General features: G+C 43.2%; 12 protein-coding genes. 3 read left to right on the plus strand and 9 right to left on the minus strand.

All coding sequences use genetic code 11. From position 1 onward, the window contains the following. Positions 1-237: 237 nt before the first annotated feature. Positions 238-2,076 (minus strand): biosynthetic-type acetolactate synthase large subunit, encoded by a 1,839-nt coding sequence (ilvB, locus tag VB836_RS07570; RefSeq protein WP_323218758.1) that lies wholly within the window; start codon positions 2,074-2,076, stop codon positions 238-240. A gap of 442 nt (positions 2,077-2,518) precedes the next feature. Here ilvB and VB836_RS07575 point away from each other — a divergent pair, with 442 nt between their 5' ends. After that, positions 2,519-2,857, plus strand: coding sequence for a P-II family nitrogen regulator (locus VB836_RS07575; RefSeq protein WP_046280758.1), 339 nt, complete (start codon positions 2,519-2,521; stop codon positions 2,855-2,857). Positions 2,858-3,129: 272 nt separating this feature from the next. Here VB836_RS07575 and rdgB read toward each other — a convergent pair whose 3' ends face one another. The 8 genes from rdgB to hpsN form a co-directional block, all read right to left on the minus strand. Beyond that, positions 3,130-3,720: an RdgB/HAM1 family non-canonical purine NTP pyrophosphatase gene (rdgB, locus tag VB836_RS07580; protein WP_323218759.1), complete on the minus strand. Its 591-nt coding sequence runs from the start codon at positions 3,718-3,720 to the stop codon at positions 3,130-3,132. Positions 3,721-3,740: 20 nt separating this feature from the next. Continuing rightward, positions 3,741-4,748 carry a glycoside hydrolase family protein gene (locus tag VB836_RS07585; protein WP_323218760.1) on the minus strand — a complete coding sequence of 336 codons (1,008 nt, stop codon included), beginning with the start codon at positions 4,746-4,748 and terminating at the stop codon, positions 3,741-3,743. Between the two features lie 110 nt (positions 4,749-4,858). Continuing rightward, the gene (locus VB836_RS07590; RefSeq protein ID WP_323218761.1) at positions 4,859-6,289 is read right to left on the minus strand and encodes a phosphoglucomutase/phosphomannomutase family protein; all 1,431 of its coding nucleotides are present in this window, start codon (positions 6,287-6,289) and stop codon (positions 4,859-4,861) included. Positions 6,290-6,634: 345 nt separating this feature from the next. After that, positions 6,635-7,330, minus strand: coding sequence for a GTP cyclohydrolase I FolE (gene folE, locus VB836_RS07595; RefSeq protein ID WP_323218762.1), 696 nt, complete (start codon positions 7,328-7,330; stop codon positions 6,635-6,637). Between the two features lie 252 nt (positions 7,331-7,582). Then, a complete protein-coding gene (locus tag VB836_RS07600) occupies positions 7,583-8,308 on the minus strand; it encodes an SDR family oxidoreductase (protein ID WP_323218763.1) in 726 nt (241 codons plus the stop codon). Positions 8,309-8,901: 593 nt separating this feature from the next. Beyond that, positions 8,902-9,882 (minus strand): acetyl-CoA carboxylase carboxyl transferase subunit alpha, encoded by a 981-nt coding sequence (gene accA / locus VB836_RS07605; RefSeq protein WP_046276684.1) that lies wholly within the window; start codon positions 9,880-9,882, stop codon positions 8,902-8,904. Positions 9,883-9,996: 114 nt separating this feature from the next. Continuing rightward, positions 9,997-11,175, minus strand: a complete 1,179-nt coding sequence (gene hpsO / locus VB836_RS07610) for a hormogonium polysaccharide biosynthesis glycosyltransferase HpsO (protein ID WP_323218764.1) — start codon at positions 11,173-11,175, stop codon at positions 9,997-9,999. A 39-nt stretch (positions 11,176-11,214) separates the two neighbouring features. Beyond that, a complete protein-coding gene (gene hpsN, locus VB836_RS07615) occupies positions 11,215-12,213 on the minus strand; it encodes a hormogonium polysaccharide biosynthesis glycosyltransferase HpsN (RefSeq protein ID WP_323218765.1) in 999 nt (332 codons plus the stop codon). A gap of 254 nt (positions 12,214-12,467) precedes the next feature. On the opposite strand from hpsN, the gene VB836_RS07620 reads away from it, so the two are divergent. Beyond that, positions 12,468-13,088, plus strand: a complete 621-nt coding sequence (locus tag VB836_RS07620) for a DUF3859 domain-containing protein (protein ID WP_323218766.1) — start codon at positions 12,468-12,470, stop codon at positions 13,086-13,088. Positions 13,089-13,097: 9 nt separating this feature from the next. Then, complete coding sequence (locus tag VB836_RS07625; protein ID WP_323218768.1) at positions 13,098-14,813, plus strand: asparagine synthetase B family protein; 1,716 nt, start codon at positions 13,098-13,100, stop codon at positions 14,811-14,813. The last annotated feature ends 17 nt before the right edge of the window (positions 14,814-14,830 follow it).

Consider the following 14,830-nt stretch of genomic DNA (forward strand, 5'->3'; position numbering starts at 1 on the left):
GGTCGGGCAGACCGGATCTTTAAAGCTTGGGGAGTTTGCACCTCTTTTAATGTTGGATGATTCCTGCGTTGGAAAGTGCGATCTGTGAACCAAGAATCCCCGTCATTTATGGCGGGGAGTGTCAAGAGAAGACAGAAATTTACTCGGAACCCGCCCCTACACCTGACACCTGACAGTTCCTGATAACGGGTCACTGTAAACTGTAAACTGTAAACTGCCTCTTGCTTGAGAGTCGCCCTATAATTTGGTGCCACATTCTGGACAAAAATGATTGCTAGCAACATTCTTGGTACCACAATTGCTGCAATAAACCAATTCTGCGGCTTGTTCTAACTTTTTGCGTTCGGGTAGTCCCAACATTTGAGCATTACTCTTTCCGGGTGCCACCATCGGATAACAGTTTTCATCTCGACGCACTCGCACATCCATCAACACAGGGCCATCATAAGCCAGCATTTCCGCCAGCGCCTCATGCAGTTGATCACGATGAGTGACTGACATTCCCTTAACCCCATAAGCCTCGGCTAGCTTGACAAAATTGGGCATTCCCAATTCCATATTTGAGGAAGAATAGCGCTCCCCATAAAACGTTTGCTGCCACTGGCGTACCATTCCCTGCCAACCATTGTTAATAATCACGGTTTTGGCATGAATCCCGTACTGCATCAGGGTTCCCAACTCTTGAATATTCATCTGTATACTGGCATCTCCAGCAATACAAATTACTTCGTGATCCGGTAGAGCAACTTTTGCACCCATCGCCGCCGGCAGTCCATAACCCATTGTTCCTAAACCTGCGCTAGAAATCCACTGACGCGGCCCATTTTTCAAGTATTGAGCAGCCCACATTTGATGCTGACCCACATCCGTCGTGTAGTAGGCATCAGGCGCCATTTTCCCCAGTTCAGAAATCACCTCTTGGGGAGAAAGACTATCAGGATACAGAGGAACTTCTAGGGGATAATCTTCGCGCCAACGGTTAATGCGGTTTAACCAAGCTTGAGTTTGAGTCTGGGGTGCAGGTTCTCCCGTTTCCCGACATCGACGCAACAAATCCACTAAAACCTGTCTGACATCTCCAACGATCGGAACTTCGGGGGCGCGGTTTTTCCCGACTTCCGCCGGATCAATATCAATATGAATCACTTCGGCGCGAGAGGCAAATTCTTCCAGTTTCCCTGTGACGCGATCATCAAATCTCGCCCCGACAGCAATCAACAAATCACATTCACTGACGGCAAAATTAGCATAAGCGGTGCCGTGCATCCCCAACATTCCCACAGACAGGGGGTGATTTTCATCAAACGCGCCTTTCCCCATTAACGTCGTTGTCACCGGAATTTGGAACAGTTCGGCAAGTTCGTGAATTTCGGCGTGAGCGTTGGCAGAAATCCCGCCTCCGCCAATATACAATAAGGGACGTTCGGCTTTGCGAATTAGGGCGATCGCTTGGTTAATTTGGCGCATATTGCCTTTAACCGTTGGTCGGTATCCCGTCAGAGAAACTTCCCCAGGATTAACGGGAATATAATCAAATTCCTCTAAACCGACATCTTTGGGAACATCAATTAACACAGGGCCAGGTCTTCCTGTACTGGCAATATGGAAGGCTTCAGCAACAATCGCCGCCATTTTTTTCGGGTCACGCACTAAGTAGGAATGTTTGACAATCGGTAGGGTAATCCCAAAAATATCTGTTTCTTGAAAGGCATCTGTCCCAATGGCTTTGCGAGAGACTTGTCCGGTGACCACGACTAATGGAATGGAGTCCATATGAGCGGTGGCAATTCCTGTGACTAAATTAGTCGCCCCAGGACCTGATGTTCCAAAGCAAACTCCAACTCGACCTGTCGCCCGAGCGTAAGCATCCGCCGCATGAGCTGCCCCTTGCTCATGTCTGACGAGAATATGCTTGAGATCGCCTCCGGCTTCAAAACGATAGAGTTCATCATAAATCGGCAGAATGGCTCCACCGGGATAACCAAATATATGCTCTACTCCGTGACGTTTTAGGCTGTCCATCAGAGCAAAGGCACCCGTTGCGCGTTTTGCTGCTACTTGAGTTCTCAGTTGCACAGGTTTTCCTCTCTATTTGTTCCAATTTTGAGATAAAGCTACTATTCTAATAATAGTAATAATCCTTCTGTATTTTTTATTGTGCTATTTTTAACAAGATTTTACACAAATCTTCGGTATTTTCTATGAAAACAAACAAAAGCTCAAGCTTCTATTAATTCTAGAAGTTTTTGGATCGTTTGGTGAATTTGTTTAGGTTATTTTCAGCTTCTCAGCTTTCATTCGGTGTCAGTCTGAGTTACCTTATCTGAAGGTAGTATCTTACCTGTGTCGATTTGTTGTACTGTTTAGACGAGTTCCCTCAAAATCTTTCAAGGTGTCGTACTATTGATACTGGATTATAGCACATAGTGTATCATATGTTACGAATATTTTTGATCGGGCGGTGATATCAAGCATATGTCACGCTAAATCAAGTAGAAAACATTAGGAGTGAAGTACATTGAAAAAGATAGAAGCGATTATCCGGCCATTCAAACTCGATGAAGTTAAAATTGCCCTCGTCAATGCGGGTATCGTCGGGATGACGGTTTCAGAAGTTAGAGGGTTTGGACGACAAAAAGGCCAGACCGAACGCTATCGGGGTTCTGAGTATACGGTTGAGTTCCTGCAAAAACTCAAGGTTGAGATCGTCGTCGAAAACGATCAAGTCGATATAGTCGTTGATAAAATCATCGCCGCCTCCCGTACAGGTGAAATTGGGGATGGTAAAATCTTTATCTCTCCTGTTGAGCAAATTATCCGCATTCGGACTGGAGAAAAGAACCAAGAAGCCATCTAACAGTGATCGCTGACCCGTGAACAGCGCTTTCCTTGCGGCGGGCGCGGTTTCCGGCGAGACTTAGTTCGCAAGAGAGCAAAGTTCGTAAGAGACTGACCCGTTTTTTCAGTCACCCTTACGGGTATCTCCTGCGGATATGCTGCGCCAACGGTAGTCCGGTGACTTTCGGGGAACCTGTCACCAGTCACCCAGGAAGAGTGAACAGTGAAAAAAACTGTAAACTGCTAGGGGTAATTGATCAATTACCCCTACTGCTGAAAACTGTAAACTGTTCACTGTAAAGGTTGTTTGAGGAGTTCTTGCAGTTGGGGAAGCAACACTTTGAAAGCTTGGCCCCGATGAGAGATCAACTGCTTCTGTTCCGGTGACATTTGGGCAAAGGTTTTTTGTTCTGTCGGAACATAAAAAATGGGATCGTATCCAAACCCCCCATCACCTTGGGGAGTCTCCAAAATTTCTCCGGGACAGATGCCTTCTAGGTTTAACACGATCGAACCATCGGGACGGGCGATCGCAATGGCACAAACAAAGGCGGCTTTGCGGTGGGTTGAGTCGCCGAGTTCCCGCAAAACTCGTTGGATGCGATCGCTATCTGTCGCCCCATAACGGGCAGAATAGACTCCAGGCGCACCATTAAGCGCATCCACCGTTAAACCCGAGTCATCTGCGATCGCCCATTGTTTGGTGGCTTTAGCGACTTCTGAGGCTTTTAAGCAAGCATTTTCGATAAAGCTTTCCCCTGTTTCTTCGACTTCTATTTCATCGGGTTTGAGTTGTAATTCTATATCCAACTCAGATAAATAAGCTTTGATTTCTTCCAGTTTTCCCGGATTACCTGTGGCTACCACTAAAGTTTTAATCATCGGTTTAATCTTGTTGTGATTTAACGAAGTTCTCTCAATTGACGAGTTTCTGAGTTGAGATAAACGAGATCTTGACAAAGACTTGGTAACTCTGAGTTTATCACTTGATAACCCCCCTGTTTCAAGTCAAAACCCACAATTGCTTTCAGTTCCGATATCCAAACACCGCCATAAATAGAGGCTTGAATACTTCCACTTTCTCCGAGAATGATTTGAGGGGTTTGATTAAACTTTCCGGCTAAAGCGGCTTCTAGACTTGCTGCTGAAAACGCTAACAGTTGACCTTGTTCTCGATAAATTTTACCCTGTTCTAGACTCCGTTGATAATCTCGTTCATCCCAAGTTGAGACTAATAGTATTACTTCGTTTGTCGGTTCATGGCGATAAAGTTGAGGAAGTTCTAATTCTTCATATCCCGTTATTAAACTCGGATGAACTAACTCCCATTGTTTTAAATTCTTCTCATCGGCTTTGAGTAACGCAATACAAGCATTTTTATGTTGAGGATGGTTTTCATTAATGATATGTTTAGCCGCTACTAACATATAATAACAATTTTCAACCTTAAAAATATAAGGATCGCGCCAAGCATGAGCGGTTCTATCTGACGGGTTTTGGGTTCTAATAAAATAGCGAAACTCTGGATCTATCTCTTGAGGAGAAAGGCTAAAATTCCGATCAATCATCCAATTATTCAAATCATTTGATTGAGCTAATTTAATTGTTTGAACGGCGAAATAATCTCCTTCGGTTTGACGTTCGGTATAGAACATCAAGTAATTTCTGGGATAATTTTGCAGGGTGCAACCTGTCCAAATCGATTGATTTTCGTGACAGTCAATGATATTTTGATTTTGTATTTTAAAGCTTTGAAAATCAAAAGTTATGGCGTAGGTTAGCTGAGAATAAAGATGATGAGTTTCTATTTGTTTATATTGCCAATCAGCCGAAAGCAAATAAACATGATAGCGTTTTTTTTCCGGTTCGTAGAGATACCAAAAATCCCAAGTAAATTGGTCTTCGATCATACAGAATTTACTTTTGTAGGGGCGCATGGGGATGCGCCCTAATTGATGGGTGATGCGCCCTGATTTACTAACAGAATGCGCGTGCATCGCAACAACGAACGCCCAACTTCCTAACAGCTACTCGCCCAATCTTTCGCCCAAGAAAGGGTTTGATTCACCTGTTTTTGATCGGCTGCTTCACAATATAAACGTAAAACAGGTTCAGTTCCACTAAAGCGAATTAATAGCCAACGATCATCAGCCAAACGGAACTTATAACCATCCACTGTTAAACAATCTGTCACTGCTTGTCCAGCGATTTCTTTGGGAGGATTATTTTCTAATTGTTCGACTAAACGCGATCGCACCTCCATACTCGCCAAAGGTAAATCAATCCGATCATACACCGAAGAAAATCCTACTTTGTCTTGAAGACGGCGATAAATTTGGCTGAGATCTTCTCCCGACTGAACGATAGCTTCTAACAGGAACAAAGCCGATAGTAAAGCATCTCGTTCCGGTATATGAACGCCATAACCAACCCCACCAGATTCTTCACCCCCGACTAACACTTGAGAAGACAACATCCGATCAGCAATATATTTATAACCAATCGGTGTTTCATACAAGGATAAATCGTACAATTTGGCAATCCGAGGAATCAAATCCGATCCGCTTACGGTTTTGACAATTTCTCCACCAAAACCTCGACGAGTGGCTAAATGTTCGATTAAAATGGGAATCAAAATTTGAGAACTCAAGAAATTTCCTTCCCCATCCACCGCAGCGACGCGATCGCTATCGCCATCAAATACAAACCCCACCGCTAAACTGTCTTGAGAACGTTGATGGCTTTTAATTTGACGGAACAATTCAGGAATATATTTAGGTAATGGTTCCGGCGCACCGCCATCAAATAACGGATCACGATTGCTGTTAATTTCTCTAACGGAATCGCCTAAAATTCGAGCTAAACCCCCCGTAGCGGCGCCGTGCATGACATCAACAAAAACGGTCAATTTACCCTGATTAATCGCTGTTTTAATCGCCTCAATATCAACCTTTGATTGTAACGTTTCACAATAAGCAGGCCAAGGATCAAAAGACTCTAATGTTCCGGGAATTTCTGCTTTGAGTTGAGGTAGATCGAGTCTTGCTTCTATTTCTTGCGTTACGTCTGGGCCAACCGACCCTCCAAATGCACCCTTAACTTTTAAACCTAAATATTTACCGGGATTATGGCTAGCTGTCAGAACCACCGCCCCTAAAGCCTGTTGTTGGTGAGCAACGAGACTGTAAGCCGGAGTCGGCGCGTAGCCTTGACTGAGTTTAACATCATATCCGGCCGCTTGAATAGCTTGAGCTGCAACTAGAGCAAATTCTTCAGCCAAAAAGCGTCGATCATATCCTACAAATACCGTGCGACTAGCAGCGTTATGACCATAGATTTCTTCTAAGACTTGAGCAGCCAGAGGAGCAACTAAAGCGACCCGTTCAAAGGTAAAATCATCAGCAATGACACCTCGCCAGCCATCCGTGCCAAACTTAATCGGTTTAGACATATCTCAGGATTGAAATTTTTTCAGGGTACAATGGAATGTGTTTCAGCGATCGCGGAATGTGAGTGGATAACAACCCGCACCCCCTCAGATTAAACTCACGCCCCTAATATTTTGAACAGGGGAAATGGAATTTAGATCTGCTGCCAGCCGATTCTAGAAATCATCAGCTTTTTTCGATTATCTCACATCTCCAGCCCGGAGCAAGGAAACGGGAAGTTGAGCTTTTCCTATCGCTTGAGTCGGGAGCGCTCGCGATCATCAAATAAAACAAGAGACGCGCATTGCACGTCTCTACAGAAGATGGAATTGAGAATTGATTTTCTCTATTTTCCGAGTTTTAGAAATTTAGAAACTGGGTTGGTGACGAATTAAGTTGAGGAATTCTTCACGGGTTTTTTGTTCATCTTGGAAGACTCCGAGCATCGCACTGGTCACCGTCCAAGACCCGGGTTTTTGTACGCCTCGCATCACCATACACATATGGCTGGCTTCGATCACAACGGCTACCCCTTGAGGTTCGAGAACTGCTTGTACTGCTTCTGCAATTTGACGAGTCAGGCGTTCTTGAACTTGTAAGCGACGAGCATACATTTCCACAATGCGAGCCAATTTACTGAGTCCGATGACTTTTTGGTTGGGGATATAGGCAACGTGGGCTTTGCCCATAAACGGGAGCATATGGTGTTCGCACATACTGAATACCGTGATGTCTCGAACTAACACCATTTCTGAGTGACCTTCATCAAAGATCGCTCCGTTTACAAGGTCTTCTAGAGATTGACTGTAGCCACTGGTCAAGAAGCGCATGGCTTCAGCAACTCGTTTGGGTGTTTTCAACAAACCTTCGCGTTCGGGATCTTCTCCTACCCCAAGTAACATGGTTCGCACGGCTTCCATCATTTGTTCATCCGAGACTTCCGTGAGGGGTGGGTATTCAACAGGATGAGCATTTGAGGGAGAAGAAGTGCGATCAGGTCGGCTTAAGATGCCACTCGAAGCATTTGCAGATTTAGAACCATTTCCATTGGAAGCAATAGTCATAACAAGTCCGTAAACGACAGAAAGAAACAGGAACAGTGAGGCTATGAGACATCGAAGCCTGATAGCACAAGCGGTCTATAGAGATCACCCTCTCGTGAGGGTATTGAGCAATTGCCAGACAGAAACAGATCAACAGAGCAATTCAGAGATTAAGCAGACGAGCGTTTCACAGCTTTGTAAAATCAACTCAATCCGTTTTTGCAGGTGATATCCGTTTCGCAAATTCATGCACAGCCAGGGATTTCAAGTTGATCAAAATGCTCCCCCATGCGGCATCAGGGTTAATTCTTCGATCACCGCTTGTTGAGGCAACATCACAATCTGTAAAATCGACTCAGCGACAATTTCTGGAGTCAACATCGCCGAGCGCTCAAAGTCAGCCTGAACGGTTTCGGTATCCCAAAGGGGAGTATTCACGGCACCTGGACAAATTGCTGTGACCCGAATTCCGTTTTGGCGTTCTTCTGCCGCTAGAGCTTTGGAGAGGGCCATCAAGCCAAACTTACTAACACAGTAAGCACCCCAATTGGGAAACACTTGTTGTCCTCCAATGGAAACAACGTTGACAATTGTTCCATTGGCTCTTTCGCGCATTCCTGGCAAAACCCCTTGAATACACTGAAAGACACTGGTGAGGTTGAGGTCTAACACTCTTTGCCACTCGGTTAGGGGTGTACTAACCAAGGGGCTAGTGTAGCCCATACCCGCACTGTTAACGAGGATACTTATAGGGCCAAAAGCAGCAGCAATAGTGTCGATCTGCTCATGTACTTGCTCAACTTTGGCTAGATCGAGAGCATAGCCATTGGCTTCTACTCCGGCTTGCCGTGCAAGTTCAGCAATGGTTTCCAATTGTTCCTCAGATCGACTGACTAAGGCGACATGAATTCCGGCTTTGGCAAAGGCAAGAGCTGTTGCCTTACCGATCCCACTACTTGCCCCTGTAATTAAGGCACGTCGTTCTATGGGAGAAGTCATTGACGGTTTGAGTAGTCTCTGATTGGACTGAACGGATTTGACATTTCTCCAGTTCAAAAACGTGGAGATTTTGAGCTGACGTTCAAAAACGTATGACTCACGGATTGCCGTTTGGCACTGTCATCATGCCCTAAAGACCTTGGCTCAGTTTGAACTGAGCTGTATCCCTAACTTTTGTTACATTCGCTAAGATCTGAAACATTTGTTGGTTTAGGTTATTCACCATGTTTTTAGATCCCCACTCCTGCAACTGTATTAGGCGACTGGCAAGGGTTTAGCCTGCCGCTACGTTTGACCCACTGTTGGAATACAGTAGCCCTCACGTCGAGGATGTTGTAGCAAATCTGTTAATGGCAAATCTGAGAACGTTGTAAAGATTTGTTACTTTTATAGTATACCATCTTCAGGTTTTTCCCGAATACCGATTAAATCGATCTCTTCCAGAAGATACGGTGAAGGATTAAGCAGAAGGGATCAGCAAGATCGGTCTAACTTTTGTGAATATAGAAGCGGTGACTCGTTGACTATTAGGAGTATGAGAGTCTATCTATTCCATCTTCTGGAGCGATCGCCCCAAAATTCTGGTGATGGTGTTAGACAGGTTCTTCGGCAAAAATCCCCATATGGCGGAATTTCTGATAGCGCATTTCTCGGCGTTGCTGGCTGCTTAGACTGATTAATTCCTCTAAACATTCCAACAAGGCTTGCTTGAGGTGTTCGGCGGCTTCGATGGGGTTGGCATGGGCGCCTCCGTCGGGTTCGGGTACAATCCGATCAATAATCCCCAAATCCTTTAAATCTGGAGCGGTAATTTTGAGGGCTTGGGCGGCTTGTGGGGCTTTGGAGGCATCTTTCCACAAAATCGCGGCACAGGCTTCTGGAGAAGCCACTGTATACACCGAATGCTCCAACATTAACAAGCGTTCTCCGACGCCAATCCCTAATGCACCCCCTGAACCCCCTTCTCCGATGACAGTGCAGATGATCGGCACATCGAGGCGAAACATTTCTCGCAAGTTGTAAGCGATCGCTTCTCCTTGACCGAGTTTTTCGGCATCTACACCGGCCCAAGCCCCTGGCGTATCAATAAAGGTAATAATTGGCATTCCAAAACGGTTAGCGTGTTCCATCAACCGCATCGCTTTACGGTAGCCCCCTGGTGCGGCCATGCCAAAGTTACGCGCCACATTATCTTTGGTATCGCGGCCTTTTTGATGACCGAGCATGACTACAGGTTGTCCGGCTAACCGTCCAATTCCTCCCACCAAGGCTGGATCATCGGAACCGGAGCGATCGCCATGCAGTTCGACCCACTCCTCGCTCATGGCTTGAATGTAATCTAGGGTACTGGGACGACGAGGATGACGAGCCAATTGCAGTCGCTGTGAGGGAGACAGGGTGCTAAATATCTCGTGTCGCAGTTGAGTCGCACGGGCTTCTAACTGATGGATTTGATCGGAGACATCAACGCCGTTTTCCTCTGCTAACTGGCGAATCTGGTTTATGCGAGATTCTAGCTCGGCTAGAGGCTTTTCAAAGTCAAGTAGGATGGTTTTGCGGTTTGGACTTGCCACACTCAGAGTTTTGATCGCATGGGGTACATAGTTTGTATTGTATCGAAAAACGAGACACTTTTAATTTTCACAAATCAAGTCACCACAAAGACACCAAGACACGAAGAAAAGAATTTATCGGGTGTTGGAGAGCAATTTTTGGTAAAATCTGAGTAACTGTTGAGCTAAGGCTTGATTGGTATAACTTCTCAAAGCGCGTTCATAGCCTCGGAGCGCTAATTTTTCCGCTTGTTGAGGATTTTCCATTAACTGACGTATACAGTCGCCTAATGCTTCTGCTTTTCCCTCGGGAAATACTAACCCCGCTTCTCCAATTACATGAGGAATTTCACCGGAGTCTGAACCAATAACTGGAACTTTACAGGCCATTGCTTCGATTAATACATGACCAAATTGTTCTTTCCATCCGACTGCGGTGAGGGTTTTAAATTTGTAGGTGGTTTCGGAGGGTAAAACTAACAGGTTCATCGCGTTAATATAGCGTTGTACTTCATCGTGAGGTACACTTTCTACAAAGATGAGTCTTTCTTTGATTCCTAATTCTGCGGCTTTTTCGAGAATTTGTGGTTTTAATTCTCCCCGCCCCAATAATAACGCTTTCCAGGGTAGTTCTGGCAATTTTGACAAAGCATCAACTAAGGTTAACAGTCCTTTTTCTTCGACAAACCGCCCGACAAACCCAACTACAAATTCATCAGGTTTTATTCCTAATTCGGCTTTTAATTCGGGTTGAGGATGGGGTTTAAATAGACTTTCATCTACGCCCAGTTGGGGCATGACTTCCATCTCGCCTTTGTAACCTCGTTGTCGCAAAATGTCTGCACCGTCTTGATTTCCGACGACAATTCCATCTGTATTGTTGAGGTTATAAGCTTCTAGGAGAGAAATCGGAAATTTTAATTCATAGGGAAGATTCCACCAAGTAAAGAAGACATTTTTAGCCTTTAAGCCTAAAAGTTTATTGCAGGTAATAAACTGGGAATAGGTAATCGCTTTTGAACCTTGTTCAACTTGAATAATATTCGGTTTAAAGGTTTTGAGAAGCGGAATTAAATCTAAGCCAAAGGTTAGTAAGCCTTGATTATTTTGACTGAAGTTAGAAATGGGAACGACTTTAAACGCTCCTTCATCTACATATTCTGAATCAATAATTTTGTTTTGAACACCTCCCGGCTTCCAGCGACGAGGTACTACGACTGTTACTTCTATTTCCGGTGTGAGATGCGCCAAAGCACGCCATTTTTCCCGGTTGAGATCAACGATATAAGTATGACTAGCAACTAGAATTTTCATAGGAGATTCAAGAGAAAAAAAAAGCTGAAAATCAACCGTTTAGTTTTTGGCTAATTCATCTTGTTGGGTGTAAACTTGACCTTGATTCCACAGGGATTGAATTTGAGTTCCAACCGCTTTTAAAAATCCCATTGTGTAAAATCCAAATCGAGTCACAACTTTAATCGGAGAACCGCTTTTATTACAGGGAGGATGTCCGAGAACGTGACAATCAAATAGCTTGGAAAAAAAACGCAAACATTCAGGAATTGTCAGGTTTTTTAACCCCATAAAAAAGTGATTGTGATAGAAGGTAATTTGATATTGCATGGAACGGGTACTAATATCGTGACAACCGCCCACTTCTTCGCCTAAATGAACTAAATGTGCTTCAGGATCGTACCAAATAATATAGCCTGTTTTTCGCAGTCGCAAACAAAAATCCGATTCTTCACGAACAGCACTTCCTTTAAACCGTTCATCAAAATGTAAACCATGTTGATCAAAAATTTCTCGCCGAAAAGACATATTACAACCTCGTGCGGAAATGACTTGTTGCGGTTTAATGGTATGAACTAAGTCAATATAATACCAAGCAATTCCCGGATCAGAGGCTTGAGGGGGTAAGATTTCAATGGTTAAATCTCCACCAGAATCTCCTAATTTCATGCGATCAAAAACTCGTCCAGCGACAGCACCAATATTTTTAGGGGTAGAGTTTCCTGCTTCGATATAATTACGAGCATGAGCTTTGAGAAAGTTTTCTGGAAGTTGAACATCATCATCTAAAAAGAGAATAATGTCTCCGGTTGAACGTCGAACTGCGTAGTTTCGGGCGCCAGGAAGACTCGCCCATTCGAGACGATACCATTGAATTTTAGCTGTATTTGCGAGTTCTTCTAAATAGGTTTGAGTTTCGGTTTGATGGGAACGGGTTTGATCAACCACTAAGACTTCAAACTGGGGATAGTCTTGTTTGAGAACATCAACTAAGGTTTCGCGTAGGGCTTCCTCACGGTTGTAGGTGGGAATAACGACAGAAATTTTAGGCCAGTCCATAGGTAATTTTAGCGCAGATTTTAACGGATGATGAGGGGAAAAGCCGACTTGATATTTACAATCGATTTCATCAATATTGTAACCTCTTTATCGCAGATACCCAAGTGATTTGAGTTAAGTTCTATTAAAATTAGGTTAAAAGCAGTTAATGAGCCGGGATAATTTCATAAAATTTAGGTATATTGAAGATATAGATAGTAGCCCCTCTGAAAATCTAGATTTAAGATGGTTGCAGATTTTGCTCAAGATATCCTATGAACCAGCGACTTAAAGAAGAACAATTACAGCAAGTTATTGCTGAAGTGGGAGAGCTTTCTAATCGTCGGGAAGCTGAGTTTGATCGCCAACAAATCCAAGAAATTTTACAGGAGTTAAATTTACCGCCAGAATTGCTAGATGAAGCGATGATTCAGTTACGTCGTCGTCAAGCCCTCGCTGTAGAAAAAAGGAGAAATCTAAGAATAGCAATTGCTGGGGCGGGAGTTGTTGTGTTAGCGATCGCATCAACAATCCTATTTTTTCAGCATCAAAATTCCATCATTGCCAGAATTCAAGCCCAACAAGATCAGATCACTTTAGCACTAGATAATAATCCGTTCAGTTCTATTTCTCGACAAACCAATTCAGAAATTGTTTATCGTGTTACCTTGCAGGATGCACCGATTGGAAAAAAACTCAATCTTTCTTGTAATTGGATTGATCCTGATGGTAAAATCGTGAAAGAAAATCGATATCAAACGCAAGAAATTACAACTTCAATTTGGGAAACTCGCTGTCGTTATAATATTAGTTCTACGGCAACACCCGGTACTTGGACTGTGCAGATGTTTTTAGAAGATCGTTTACTGAGTGAGGAAACCTTTGAAGTGAGGTAAATAAGCAATATGAGTCATTTTGTAGGATATTGGGGCTATGGAAATCGCCAGGAATTAGAAGTGTTGTTAGAAAAAATTAGCCCTCAATTTCATCATCAAAGGTTTCCCGAACAAAATGATCGCTATCCTATTTGGAATGTGGTTCATTTATCAAGTTCCAACAAAATAGATGAAAAAATTGCAAGTTTGTCAGCATCCGGTTTGAGTCATTCTGCCGATGTTTGGGTGAATTTGGAGGGAAATTATCGTTTAATTTTAGGACGAGAACCCTTTGGGCGAGTGCCATTATATTGGCTAAAATTGAATGAGGTTATTTGGTTTTCTTCTCAGTTTAAACTGCTTTTATCTCTGTTAGAAAATCCTGAAATTAATCTATCTGGGTTGTATGGTTATAGTTGCTTTTCCTATGTTCCAACTCCCTTAACTCCTATCACAAAGATTCATGCTATTTCTGCGGGAAGCGAGTTGAGTTGGAAAGCAGACAAACATCATCAAATGATTGATTTACCTCAATCTCATTCCCTTCACCAATGGAAAGAAAATCCAGAACAAATTAATGATGAAACACTGGCAGTTTCTCAACTGCAAACGTTACTCAAAAATGCTATTGAACAGCAAATTTCAGACTTAAAAGATGAACCTGTTGGAGTTTTTTTATCTGGGGGGATTGATTCTTCTATTGTTGCGGCTTTATTAGTACAAGCTGGGGTAAAAGTCCGCGCCTATACTTTAGATTTTGGTTCAGTCGGTATCTCTGAATATCCCTATGCTGAAAAAGTTGCGGAATTTTTGAATATTCCTTTAGTCAAAGTCAAAGCAACACCTAATTCGATTAAAAAAGCAATTATTCCCACTATAAAAGCCTTAGATTTACCCTTTGGGGATGGGGTAACTGTTCCTTTATATTTACTCAATCAAGCCGCCAGTCAAGACACCCAAATTATTTTTAATGGGGAAGGAGGAGATCAACTCTTTGCAGGTTGGACTAATAAACCGTTAATTGCAGCCAGTGTTTATGGACAGGATGATTTTATTGAAAACTATTTACGCACTTTTCATCGACTCTGGGGCTATGAAGCCCAAGTTTATCAACCCAAAATTTATGAAAAAATCAAAAATTTACAGCCTGAACTCTGGATAAAAGACGCACTTGATCCAACGTTTTGTCCCTCGTTTTTACATCGATTACGTCGGGCAACATTAATGTTAAAAGGGGCGCAAAATATCCATCCTCGTGCAACTCATTTAGCATTATATCATGGTTTAAATGTGCGATCGCCTTTTTGTGATTTAGCCCTAACAGAATGGACGTTTAAACTCTCAGGAGAACTTTGTTTACAAGGAAGTTGTGAAAAATATATTCTCAAACGGGCGGTTGAAAATTGGCTACCTTCAGAAATTGTTTGGCGACAAAAACGAGGAATGGGTGTTCCCTTAACCTCTTGGTGTTTAAATGATTTTTGGTTTCAAATAGGAAATTGGTTAAATCCCGGTTTATTGGAGGAACAACATTGTTTTAATCCCCAAATTTCTGTTCAAATTGTTAGCGGAGAATTAGGGGCAAATATTCAAGGAAGACGTATCGGTGAAACGTTATGGTTGTTGATGATGTGGCAACTCTGGCGAGTCCATATTTTAGGAGAAAAAGCCGAGAAAAAATCCTTTAATCATCCGTTTTTATTTCCGCGTCCACTTTGGAACTATTATCAAAAGTTGAAAAGTTAATGAGATTGAATGTTGAG

Source organism: Limnoraphis robusta BA-68 BA1, assembly GCF_034932365.1.
Taxonomy (GTDB): domain Bacteria; phylum Cyanobacteriota; class Cyanobacteriia; order Cyanobacteriales; family Microcoleaceae; genus Capilliphycus; species Capilliphycus robustus.

Bases quoted from the DNA above. Each gene is read 5' to 3' on its own strand.
- rdgB (WP_323218759.1), bottom strand. From the start codon at position 3,720: ATGATTAAAACTTTAGTGGTAGCCACAGGTAATCCGGGAAAACTGGAA.
- VB836_RS07585 (WP_323218760.1), bottom strand. From the start codon at position 4,748: ATGATCGAAGACCAATTTACTTGGGATTTTTGGTATCTCTACGAACCG.
- VB836_RS07590 (WP_323218761.1), bottom strand. From the start codon at position 6,289: ATGTCTAAACCGATTAAGTTTGGCACGGATGGCTGGCGAGGTGTCATT.
- folE (WP_323218762.1), bottom strand. From the start codon at position 7,330: ATGACTATTGCTTCCAATGGAAATGGTTCTAAATCTGCAAATGCTTCG.
- VB836_RS07600 (WP_323218763.1), bottom strand. From the start codon at position 8,308: ATGACTTCTCCCATAGAACGACGTGCCTTAATTACAGGGGCAAGTAGT.
- hpsO (WP_323218764.1), bottom strand. From the start codon at position 11,175: ATGAAAATTCTAGTTGCTAGTCATACTTATATCGTTGATCTCAACCGG.
- hpsN (WP_323218765.1), bottom strand. From the start codon at position 12,213: ATGGACTGGCCTAAAATTTCTGTCGTTATTCCCACCTACAACCGTGAG.
- VB836_RS07620 (WP_323218766.1), top strand. From the start codon at position 12,468: ATGAACCAGCGACTTAAAGAAGAACAATTACAGCAAGTTATTGCTGAA.
- VB836_RS07625 (WP_323218768.1), top strand. From the start codon at position 13,098: ATGAGTCATTTTGTAGGATATTGGGGCTATGGAAATCGCCAGGAATTA.